Annotated in this window: 8 protein-coding genes; 1 reads left to right on the forward strand and 7 read right to left on the reverse strand. The window is 67.5% G+C overall.

From position 1 onward, the window contains the following. Positions 1-80: 80 nt before the first annotated feature. From clpB to rluD, 4 genes are all read right to left on the reverse strand, one after another. The gene (clpB, locus tag ACE3TE_RS11505; RefSeq protein WP_374605102.1) at positions 81-2663 is read right to left on the reverse strand and encodes an ATP-dependent chaperone ClpB; all 2583 of its coding nucleotides are present in this window, start codon (positions 2661-2663) and stop codon (positions 81-83) included. Positions 2664-2745: 82 nt separating this feature from the next. Then, positions 2746-3711, reverse strand: a complete 966-nt coding sequence (locus tag ACE3TE_RS11510) for a tetratricopeptide repeat protein (protein ID WP_374605103.1) — start codon at positions 3709-3711, stop codon at positions 2746-2748. A 74-nt stretch (positions 3712-3785) separates the two neighbouring features. Beyond that, positions 3786-4538 (reverse strand): peptidoglycan editing factor PgeF, encoded by a 753-nt coding sequence (gene pgeF / locus ACE3TE_RS11515; RefSeq protein ID WP_374605104.1) that lies wholly within the window; start codon positions 4536-4538, stop codon positions 3786-3788. A gap of 2 nt (positions 4539-4540) precedes the next feature. Next, positions 4541-5536 carry a 23S rRNA pseudouridine(1911/1915/1917) synthase RluD gene (gene rluD, locus ACE3TE_RS11520; RefSeq protein WP_374605105.1) on the reverse strand — a complete coding sequence of 332 codons (996 nt, stop codon included), beginning with the start codon at positions 5534-5536 and terminating at the stop codon, positions 4541-4543. A 112-nt stretch (positions 5537-5648) separates the two neighbouring features. Between rluD and ACE3TE_RS11525 the strand changes: the two genes are divergently transcribed. Beyond that, positions 5649-6488, forward strand: a complete 840-nt coding sequence (locus tag ACE3TE_RS11525; protein ID WP_374605107.1) for an outer membrane protein assembly factor BamD — start codon at positions 5649-5651, stop codon at positions 6486-6488. Positions 6489-6604: 116 nt separating this feature from the next. Here ACE3TE_RS11525 and ACE3TE_RS11530 read toward each other — a convergent pair whose 3' ends face one another. The 3 genes from ACE3TE_RS11530 to sucD form a co-directional block, all read right to left on the reverse strand. Further along, a complete protein-coding gene (locus ACE3TE_RS11530) occupies positions 6605-8236 on the reverse strand; it encodes an NAD+ synthase (RefSeq protein WP_374605109.1) in 1632 nt (543 codons plus the stop codon). Between the two features lie 31 nt (positions 8237-8267). Then, positions 8268-10190, reverse strand: coding sequence for an acyltransferase family protein (locus ACE3TE_RS11535; RefSeq protein ID WP_374605111.1), 1923 nt, complete (start codon positions 10188-10190; stop codon positions 8268-8270). 107 nt (positions 10191-10297) lie between these two features. Further along, the gene (gene sucD, locus ACE3TE_RS11540; protein ID WP_374605113.1) at positions 10298-11173 is read right to left on the reverse strand and encodes a succinate--CoA ligase subunit alpha; all 876 of its coding nucleotides are present in this window, start codon (positions 11171-11173) and stop codon (positions 10298-10300) included. Positions 11174-11206 lie beyond the last annotated feature (33 nt).

Below are 11206 nucleotides of genomic sequence, written 5' to 3' on the forward strand. Positions count from 1 at the left end.
CGTCCCCCCCCGGGCGTATTTTTGTGCTCTGGGGCTTCCCCCAATTTTCTCGCGCCCGCGCGCCCCCGCTCCTACAGGACTCAGCTGCGGGTGAAGGCCAGGGTGCCGGCGTCCGCGGTGACGCGCACCGTGTCGCCCTGGCCGAATTCGCCGGCCAGGATCTTCTGGGCCAGCGGGTTTTCCAGCTGCTGCTGGATCGCACGCTTGAGCGGCCGGGCACCGTAGACCGGATCGAAGCCGACGTTGCCCAGCAGGGCCAGCGCCGATTCGTCGATCTCCAGGGCGATCTGGCGTTCGGCCAGGCGCTTGGACAGGTAGGCGGTCTGGATGCGGGCGATCGCCTGGATCTGGTCGCGGCCCAGCGGGTGGAAGACCACGATCTCGTCGAGGCGGTTGATGAACTCCGGGCGGAAGTGCGACTGCACCACGCCCATCACCGCCGCCTTCATCTGCACGTAGGCCGCGTCGCCTTCGCCGCTCAGTTCCTGGATGTGCTGGCTGCCCAGGTTCGAAGTCATCACGATCACGGTGTTGCGGAAGTCCACCGTGCGGCCCTGGCCGTCGGTGAGCCGGCCGTCGTCGAGCACCTGCAGCAGGATGTTGAACACGTCCGGATGCGCCTTCTCGACCTCGTCGAGCAGCAGCACGGAGTACGGCCGGCGACGTACGGCTTCGGTGAGGTAGCCGCCCTCTTCGTAGCCGACGTAGCCCGGGGGCGCGCCGATCAGGCGGGCCACGGAGTGCTTCTCCATGAACTCGCTCATGTCGATGCGCACCATCGCGTCCTCGGTGTCGAACAGGAAGCCCGCCAGCGCCTTGCACAGCTCGGTCTTGCCCACGCCGGTGGGGCCCAGGAACAGGAAGGAGCCATTCGGACGGTTCGGATCCGACAGCCCGGCGCGCGAACGGCGGATCGCATCGGACACCGCCTTCACCGCCTCGTGCTGGCCGACAACGCGGTTATGCAGCGCGTCCTCCATCTTCAGCAGCTTCTCGCGCTCGCCCTCGAGCATCTTGCTGACCGGGATCCCGGTCCAGCGCGACACGACCTCGGCGATTTCCTCGGCGGTGACCTTGTCCTGCAGCAGCTGGAAACCCTTGGTCTCGACTTCCTGCGCGGCGGCAAGCTGCTTCTCAAGTTCCGGGATGCGGCCGTACTGGATCTCGCTGGCCTTGGCGAAGTCCTGGTGACGGTGTGCGGCGTCGAGCTCCTGGCGCGCCTGCTCCAGCTGTTCCTTGACCTTCGTCGCGCCGGTGAGCGTGGCCTTCTCGGCCTTCCAGATTTCCTCGAGGTCGTTGAAGTCGCGCTCGAGCGTGGCGATCTCCTCCTCGAGGTCGGCCAGGCGCTGCTTCGATTCCTTGTCCTTCTCCTTCTTCAGCGCCTCGCGCTGGATCTTGAGCTGGATCAGGCGGCGCTCCTTGCGATCCATTTCTTCCGGCTTGGAATCGATTTCCATGCGGATGCGCGAAGCCGCCTCGTCCATCAGGTCGATGGCCTTGTCGGGCAGCTGGCGGTCGGCGATGTAGCGGTGCGACAGCGTCGCCGCGGCGACGATCGCCGGGTCGGTGATCTCGACGCCGTGGTGCACCGCGTAGCGCTCCTTGAGGCCGCGCAGGATGGCGATGGTGTCCTCGACCGAGGGCTCGCCGACGAACACCTTCTGGAAGCGGCGCTCCAGCGCAGCGTCCTTCTCGACGTACTTGCGGTATTCATCCAGCGTGGTCGCGCCGATGCAGTGCAGCTCGCCGCGCGCGAGCGCCGGCTTGAGCATGTTGCCCGCGTCCATCGAACCTTCGGCCTTGCCGGCACCGACCATGGTGTGCAGCTCGTCGATGAACAGGATCACCTGCCCTTCCTGCTTCGAAAGGTCGTTGAGCACGCCCTTGAGGCGCTCCTCGAACTCGCCGCGGAACTTGGCGCCGGCGATCAGCGCGCCCATGTCCAGCGACAGCACGCGCCGGCCGCGCAGGCCTTCGGGCACTTCGCCGTTGATGATGCGCTGGGCCAGGCCTTCGACGATCGCGGTCTTGCCGACGCCGGGTTCGCCGATCAGTACCGGGTTGTTCTTGGTGCGGCGCTGCAGCACCTGGATGGTGCGGCGGATTTCCTCGTCGCGGCCGATCACCGGGTCGAGCTTGCCGGACTCGGCGCGCGCGGTCAGGTCGATCGTGTATTTCTCCAGCGCCTGGCGGTTTTCCTCGGCATTGGCGTCGTCCACTTTTTCGCCGCCGCGCAGGCCTTCGATGGCCTTCTCGATCGCATCCTTCTTGGCACCGGCGGCCTTGAGCGCCTGGCCGGCCTCGCCCTTGTCATCCAGGCAGGCAAGCACGAACAGTTCGCTGGCGATGAAGGCATCGCCGCGCTGCTGGGCCAGCTTGTCGCTGAGGTTGAGCAGGCGGGAAAGGTCGTTGCCGACCGAAAGGTTGCCTTCCTGGCCGGTCACCTTCGGCAGCTTGTCGAGGGTTTCAGCCAGGCGCTGGCGCAGGGCCGCGACGTTGACGCCGGCCTGGGCCAGCATCGGGCGCGTGCTGCCGCCGGACTGATCCAGCAGGGCCAGCAGCACGTGCGCGGGTTCGATCAGGTTGTGGTCACGGCCAACGGCCAGCGACTGGGCGTCGCTCAGGGCCTGCTGGAAGCGCGAGGTCAGTTTGTCCATCCGCATGGGGAAGTCCTTGCATGGCAGGGGGCGGCGGCGCGCCGCCCGATGCCTTGCAGATGGACGCCCCGGCGGGGGAATTCAAGCGTCAGAGCTTCGCGAGTTCAGCCTTGGCTTCGGCCAGGCCGGGATCCAGGGCCAGGGCCTCTTGCAGCGCCTGCCGCGCCGCGGCCTTGTCGCCGGCCAGCGCCAGGGCCTGGCCCAGGCGCCACCAGGCGTATTTGTGCTCGGGCTGGCCGGGCTGTTCGGGCAGCGCAAGGAATCGCCTGAAGGCGGCGACGCCCTCGTCCAGGCGCTGGCCGGACAGCACCGCGGTGCGACCGAGCTGGTACCAGGCGCCGGCGGCCTTGGGTTCGTCGCGGGTCCAGTCGCCGAAAACTGCGAAAGCCCTGGCCCAGTCCTCGGCGTCCTGGTGGATGATGCCGGCGGACATGCGGTAAACGGCGTTGGTCGGACGCGCGGTGTAGGCGTCGAGGTAGTGGCGGCGGGCGTCGTCGAGGCGCTCTTCGTACTGCGCCACGCGACCCAGGGCGTAATGCCCGCGCGGCGGGTCGCGGCGCTGAAGTTCGGCGACCTGGGCCTTCGCCTTGGCCACGCTGCCGCCGACGATGGCCGGGGCCTGCAGGTAGTACTCGAGCAGGGCGCTGCGGGCATCGTGCAGGCCGGGGTCAAGCTCGAGTGCGCGTTCGAAGGCGCGGCGCAGTTTCGGCGCCATCGTGGCCTGGCCGAACGTACCGACTTCGCCGATGCGGTTGCCGTAGGCGTTGCCGAGCCACAGGTGGGCCGGACCGTAGTCGGGCTCGTCGTCCGCAAGCTCTTCGGCCAGCTCCAGTGCCTGTTCGGCCTTGCCGCGCTGCTGCAGCAGGGCGCGTATCTGCAGGATGCGTACGTCGCGATCGTCCGGCCGCGCCTTGGCCAGCGCCGCGACCACCTCGGCCGCCCTCGGGTCGCGGTCCTTGAGGAGAGCCTCGGCTTCGGCGAGGGTATTCGCCGCGGCGAACGCCGGCAGCACCAGCGACAAGCCCAGCAGCAGGGACAGGAAAAATCGTGGCATCGGCATGGCTCCGGTCGGGGGGATGGCGGGCGCACCTTCGCACGGCCGGCCGCTGCGATGCATCGTGCCGGAAGTCAGGAAATTTCGCGCCAGACCAGGGTGGCCAGGCGCCCGCTGCGGCCGTCGCGGCGGTGGGAATAGAAACGGGAGGGGTCGGCGATGGTGCACAGGCCGCCGCCGTGCACGTCCATGAGACCGAGCGCGGCCAGACGACGGCGGGCCAGGGCGAAGAGATCGACGCGCCAGTGGCCGGGGCGGGTAGGCACGAAGGCCGATGCGGCGCCTTCGTCCTTGCCGACGAAGGCATCGCGGACTTCGACACCGATTTCGTAGTGTTCCGGGCCGGCGGCCGGGCCCAGCCAGGCGCGCAGGTGCGCGGGCGGGGTCTGCATCGTCGCGACCGTGGCTTCGAGCACGCCCGCGGCCAGGCCGCGCCAGCCGGCGTGGGCCACGGCGATCTCGCTGCCGTCGGCGGCGGCGAAAACGACGGGCAGGCAGTCGGCGGTGAGGATGGCCAGGACGGTGTTGGCTTGCGAAGTTACAGATGCGTCGGCTTCGGGGAGGGGCTCGCGGCTGCTGTCCCCCACCCGCAACACCCCCATCCCATGCACCTGCTTCAACCAAACCGGCTCGGAAGGCAGCGCCAGCCATTCCCGGAAACGCCGCCGGTTCTCCAGCACCGCCGCCGGGTCATCCCCGCAGTTCAGGCCGAAATTGAGCCGGTCGAAGGGCGGCGCCGACACCCCGTCGCCGCCGCGCAGGCTGGTCAGCGCCCTCACCCCGGGCGGCGCGGGCCAGTCGGCGTCGAGCCAGGCCGGCGCGGGCATGGTCAGCCCTTGAAAGCCGCGGTGTCTTCGCGCAGGTCGCGCACCAGGGCCTGCATGTCCTCGGGCATCGGCGCCGCGTGGGCCACGGGTTCGCCGGTGGCCGGATGCGCGAAGGTCAGCTGTTCGGCGTGCAGGGCCTGGCGGCGGAAGCCGTGCAGCCGGGCCACCAGGGCCTCGGTGGCGGCCTTGGGCAGGCGGAAGGCGCCGCCGTAGAGCGGATCGCCGACGATCGGGTGGCGCACATGGGCCATGTGCACGCGGATCTGGTGGGTGCGCCCGGTTTCAAGCCGGCACTCGACGAGGGTGTGGGCGCGGAACTTCTCGCGCAGGCGGTAATGGGTGATCGCGTCGCGCCCGCCCTCCTTCACCACGGCCATGCGCACGCGGTCGGTCGGGTGGCGCCCGATCGGGGCGTTGACGGTGTTGCCGGCGACCATCGAGCCCTGCACCACAGCCAGGTACTGGCGGTGCACTTCGCGGCCCGAGAGCTGTTCGACCAGCGAGGTATGGGCGCGCAGCGTGCGCGCGACCACCATCAGGCCCGAGGTGTCCTTGTCCAGGCGGTGCACGATGCCGGCGCGCGGCAGCTCGGCCAGGCGGGCGTCGAAATGCAGCAGCGCATTGACCAGGGTGCCGCGCGGGTTGCCGGCGCCGGGGTGCACGACGAGGCCGGCGGGTTTGTTGATCACCAGCACGTCGTCGTCCTGGTAGACCAGGTCCAGGTCGATCGCCTCGGGCAGGGCGTGGGTTTCCACCTCCAGCCGCACCGAGACGGTGACCGGCTCGCCGCCGCGCACGGCCTCCTTGGGCTTGACCAGCCGGCCGTCGAGCAGGGCGTCGCCGGACTTGATCCATTCGGACAGGCGGGAGCGGGAGAAGTCGGGGAAAAGCTCGGCCAGCACCTGGTCGAAGCGGCGGCCGGCGGCCTCCAGCGGGATGCTGGCCTCGAGCAGTTCGCGCTCGTTTTCGTCGATTTCGGGGGTCTGGGTCGGGGTCATGCGGGGTCCTGGGGCCTGCGGAGGGGGTCGCCCCGGGTTCATGGAGGCGACAGCGGGCTTTCCGGTATTATCCCCGAACTTGCTGCCCGCAGCGCCCGAACCTGTTCCCCTGATGACCCGACCGACCGGCCTGATCCGCATTTCCGCCCTCTTCCTGATGGTATTCGCCCTCGGTGGCTGCCAGACCATCGGCGGCTGGTTCGGCGACGACAAGGAAAAGCCGACCGAGACGCTGCCGGTCGAGGAGATGTACCGGGTGGGCAAGGCCTCGATGCAGGGCAACAACTGGAACCGGTCGGAACAGTACTTCCAGCGCCTGGTCGCGCGCTTCCCGTACGGCCCCTACAGCGAGCAGGCCCAGCTCGAGCTGGCCTACGTGTTCTACAAGCAGAGCAAGAACGAGGAAGCCACCTCGGCGATCAACCGCTTCATCCGCACCTACCCGACGCACCGGCATATCGATTACGCCTATTACCTCAAGGCGCTGATCAACTTCGACCAGGGTCGCGCGACGCTGCTGCGTTTCGCCAACCAGGACATGGCCAAGCGCGACCTGGGCGCGCCGACGCAGTCGCTGAACGATTTCGCCGAAGTGCTGCGCCGCTACCCGAACAGCCGCTACGCGCCCGATGCCCGCCAGCGCATGATCTACCTGCGCAACCTGATGGCGCGGCACGAGCTGCAGGTCGGCCTGTACTACCTGCAGCGCGATGCCTACGTGGCCGCCGCCAACCGCGGCAAGTACATCCTGCAGACCTATCCGCAGAGCGAACACGACGGCGACGCGCTGGCGCTGATGGCCTCGGCCTACAGCAAGCTGGGCCAGGACGAACTGGCTGCGAACAGCCGCAAGGTGCTGGAAGCCAACTACCCGCAGCATCCCTACCTGTCGGGCAACTGGCCCGAGGGCCAAGGCATCCTGAGCAAGCTCAATCCCTTCTCCGGCGAATAAGCCCTCCGCGTTCCTGTAGGAGCGCCTTCAGGCGCGAATCTCTTGACTTTGCCTTTGGCAAAGAAGAGATTCGCGCCTGAAGGCGCTCCTACAGTTTCGTCAGTCGCGCAGGTTCGTCAGTCGCGCCAGCCGGAGCTGATGGGATAGCGGCGCTCGCGCCCGAAGGCGCGGTGCGAGAGCTTTGGACCCGGCGCCGACTGGCGCCGTTTCCATTCATTGACCCGCAAAAGCCGCAGCACGCGCTCGACCGTTTCGGCGTCGAATCCTTCGGCCACGATCTCGGCCGGCGACCGGTCCTGGTCGACGTAGCGCAGCAGGATGCCGTCGAGCACCTCGTAGGGCGGCAGCGAGTCCTGGTCGGTCTGGTTCTCGCGCAGTTCGGCCGAGGGCGGGCGGGTGATCACCTCCTCCGGAATCACCCGCGAGATTGCGTTGCGCCAGTGGCTGAGCGCCGTCACCTCGGTCTTGTACAGGTCCTTGATCGGCGCGAAACCGCCGCACATGTCGCCGTAGATGGTGGCGTAGCCGACGGCGTATTCACTCTTGTTGCCGGTGGTCAGCAGCAGGCCGCCGAACTTGTTCGACAGCGCCATCATCAGGGCGCCGCGGCAGCGCGATTGCAAGTTTTCCTCGGCGACGCCGGATTCCTGGCCTTCGAACAGCGGCCCGAGCGCCTGCAGGAAACCTTCGAACGGCGCTTCGATGGCGACCGTCTCCAGGCGGATGCCAAGCAGGCGGGCCTGTTCCTCGGCCAGGTCATTGCTCAGGTCGGAGGTGAAACGCGAGGGCAGCCGCACGGCGGTGACGTTGCCCGCGCCCAGCGCGTCCACGGCCAGCGCCGCGACCAGGCCCGAGTCGATGCCGCCGGACAGGCCCAGCCAGACCTTGTCGAAGCCGTTCTTGCCGCAATAGTCGCGGATGCCGCGCACGATCGCGCGCCAGGCCTGGGACTGCCAGGACTCGTCGTCCTCGGTGGCCCAGTGCACGCGGGTGAACTGCCCGCCTTCGGGATCGAAGTCGGCGACCAGCCAGTGGTCCACGAAGGCCTCTGCGGCATCGTGCAGCGTGCCCTCGGCATCAACCAGCACCGAGGCACCGTCGAACACCAGCTCGTCCTGGCCACCGACGACGTTGAGGTAGGCCAGCGCGACGCCGGCTTCCTGCACGCGCGTTTCCAGCAGGCGATCGCGGCGGGTGGTCTTGCCGCGTTCGAAGGGCGAGGCATTGGGCACCAGCACCAGCTTCGCGCCCTTCGCCACGGTGTCGGCCAGGGGCTCCGGGAACCAGAGGTCTTCGCAGATGACCAGGCCGACGGGCACGCCCTTGACGTTGAAGACACAGGCGCCGCCGTCGGGATCGACGTCGAAGTAGCGGCGTTCGTCGAACACCGCGTAGTTGGGCAGCTCGCGCTTGCGGTAGGACATCGCGACCTTGCCGTCGCGCAGCACGCTGGCCGCGTTGTAGACGATCGAACCCGCCGCCTGCGGCCAGCCGACCACGGCGACGATGCCGGTGCAGGCTTTGGCCAGCACGGCCAGCGCTTCTTCGCAGGCCTGCAGGAAGGCCGGCCGATGCACCAGGTCCTCGGGCGGATAGCCGCTGAGCGCCAGCTCCGGAAACAAGACGAGGTCAGCCCCGTACTCGTCCCGCGCCTGCGCCACCCACGCCGCCATGCGCGCGGCGTTGCCGGCGACGTCGCCGACGGGGAAGTCGAACTGGGCCAGGGCGATGCGAAGGGAGTGCGTCATGTTTGCTCGAAAAAGTTCGGCCGCCACCATTCTAGCGGGCATTTTCCTCGCGCAACGCCTCGTCCAGGCGCCGCTGGAAAACGAAAGCAAGGTCTTCCACGTAGGCGGCGTTCAGATGCTGCCCATCGCGGTAGGTGACCCTACCATCGACGACACCCCGGCACACACCTCCCGCACAAACCCGGTCGTTCAAATAGAGCACCGAAGAACCAGGGACGCCGGCTGTTGCCTCGCGCAGGTACCCGATGATGTCCACCGGATCCACAGCGGCCAGAGGCTGCGAGCACTGCTCGGACATCACCCGCCCGCGTTCAATCCGTCCTGAAGTCGCAAGGCACTGCGGAACGTGGAAGTCCAGGATCGGCGTCGGCGCCAGGACCACTGCCCGACTGCCGCCGTCGACGATGGACGCCAAAATTCGACGGCTGCCCTCTCGCCACTGACCCGGCGAGTAATCGTATTGCGACGAGCCAAGGATCACCCACTCGGGGTCAAGAGTTCGGATATGTTCGAGGGCGGCGCGTCGCCAGGTTTCGCACTCGGTAAACCGGCGGTTGATGCGGGCGTAGTGGAACGGCTCGTCTACCATAGGGCAGGACGACTTCGTCAGGACCACGAGCTTCAGGCTCTGCGATTCCACCACGCGTTCGATGGCCGGCAACCACTGGCCGCCCACACTATCGCCGAAGAAGACAACAGTCGGCACATCGGGGCCAGAAGGCGCGTACTCGCAGGGCACAAGTTCATCCGAGTGGTACCACTGGTCGCAGCCCGGCCGCATGTAGATGCCGGGCACGGTAATGTTCTCGCGAATCCGAGCTTCAAGCAGGTCGCGCTGCTCAAGGAATCCCGGGCCTAGCAAGGCCGGCGCCAGGTGGATAGCAGAAGCCACGATCAGCGATGCTGCCACGGCGACGAACACCGCTGTCCTCGCGTGTCCTCTCCGCCTGCGCACCGGCTGTTCCAGCCAAGCGAAGCTGGCCAGGGCGACCAGGAAGGAAAGCAGGACCGCAAACAGTCGCTGTGCGGGAGTGGCGGCCCAGCCGATGGCCAAAGGAAGGAACAGTAAGGGCCAATGCCACAGGTACCAGCCGTAGGAAACGCGTCCCGCCAATAGCAGCGGCGCTGACTGAAGCACCGGGAATTTCGCAGCACCGTTGGCAACCGAAAGTAGGAGGCATGTTGAACCCAGCGTAGGCATTAAGGCCAGCCAGCCAGGATAGGAATGGCCACCGTCGATCAGCCATGTACCTACCCCCAGCAACACGAGTCCCGACCAGCCAAAATAGCCCTCGCGACCCGCCAGCCATGCTGGCCGGCTCGACCATAGTCGCCATGCCACGCCACCGGCAGCCAGTTGCCAGAGTCGCGAGGGCATCAGGTAATAGCCCGCGCTCGCCTCAAGCCAAAGCAGGAACAGCCCGACAATGAAGCCGGCGGTCGTCAGTATTGCCAGGCCCCGCCAGCCCTGGCCGCCGCGGGTCCAGCCCCAGGCAAGCAGGAAAGGCCACACCAGATAGAACTGCTCCTCCACGCCCAGGGACCAAGTGTGGAGGAACAAACTTTCGGTCGCCGAGGGCCCGAAGTATTCGTAGCCCGCGAAAGTGAAATAGATATTCGACGCCCAGAGCAGCGACCAGAAGCCGGAGTCCAGGTGAAGCCCCCAGGCCGATTTCGGAATCAGCGCGATGACCGCGGTGGAAACCATCGCCACCATCAGCAGAAGCGCCGGAGCCAGGCGGCGCGCACGGCGTGCGAAAAACGCCCAATAGTCCACCTTTCCGTTCGCCTTGAGCTCTTCGGTCAACAGCCCGGTGATCAGGAAGCCTGAGATGACGAAAAACACGTCCACGCCGATGAAGCCGGCCGCCATGCCCGGCACGCCGGCGTGCGCCAACACCACCAGCAGGATCGCGATGCCGCGCAGACCCTCGATTCCCGGATTGAATTTCACCCGACCTCCCCGGTCGCGAACGCCAGAAAACACGAGGGCCGCACATGGCGGCCCTCGCTGGACTGCTTCACCGGGAGCTTACTGCATCCCCCGGCGTTTCCGGCCGCTTACTTCTTCAGCTTCGCCGCAATCGCCGCACCCAGGTCGCCGGGCGACTTGACGGTGGTGACGCCGGCCTTTTCCAGGGCCTCGAACTTGCCGGCCGCGGTACCCTTGCCGCCGGAAGCGATGGCGCCGGCGTGGCCCATGCGCTTGCCCGCGGGGGCCGAGGCGCCGGCGATGAAGCCGACCACGGGCTTGGTGACGTATTCGGCGATGAACTCGGCCGCTTCTTCTTCGGCGGTGCCGCCGATCTCGCCGACCAGGATGATGCCCTCGGTCTGCGGGTCGTCCTGGAACAGCTTCAGCGCGTCGATGAAGTTGGTGCCGTTGATCGGGTCGCCGCCGATGCCGATGCAGGTGGACTGGCCCAGGCCGGCGTCGGTGGTCTGCTTCACGGCTTCATAGGTCAGCGTGCCCGAGCGCGAGACGATGCCGATCTTGCCCGGCATGTGGATGTGGCCCGGCATGATGCCGATCTTGCACTCACCCGGGGTGATCACGCCGGGGCAGTTCGGGCCGACCAGCACGACGTCGTCGTAGCCGGCCAGGGTGTTCTTCACGCGCAGCATGTCCAGCACCGGGATGCCTTCGGTGATGCAGACGATGACCCGGATGCCGGCGTCGGCCGCTTCCAGGATGGCGTCGGCCGCGAACGGCGGCGGCACGTAGATGACGGACGCATCGGCGCCGGTTTCATCGACGGCTTCGCGCACGGTGTTGAAGACCGGCAGGCCGATATGGGTGCTGCCGCCCTTGCCCGGGGTGACGCCGCCGACGACCTTGGTGCCGTAGTCGAGCATCTGCTCGGCGTGGAAGGTGCCCTGCTGGCCGGTGAAGCCCTGGACGATGACCTTGGTGTTCTTGTCGATCAAAACGCTCATGTCGTTTTCCTTTTTTGTAGGAGCGCCTTCAGC

The organism is Arenimonas sp. (assembly GCF_041919775.1).
Classification (GTDB): Bacteria; Pseudomonadota; Gammaproteobacteria; order Xanthomonadales; family Xanthomonadaceae; genus Arenimonas.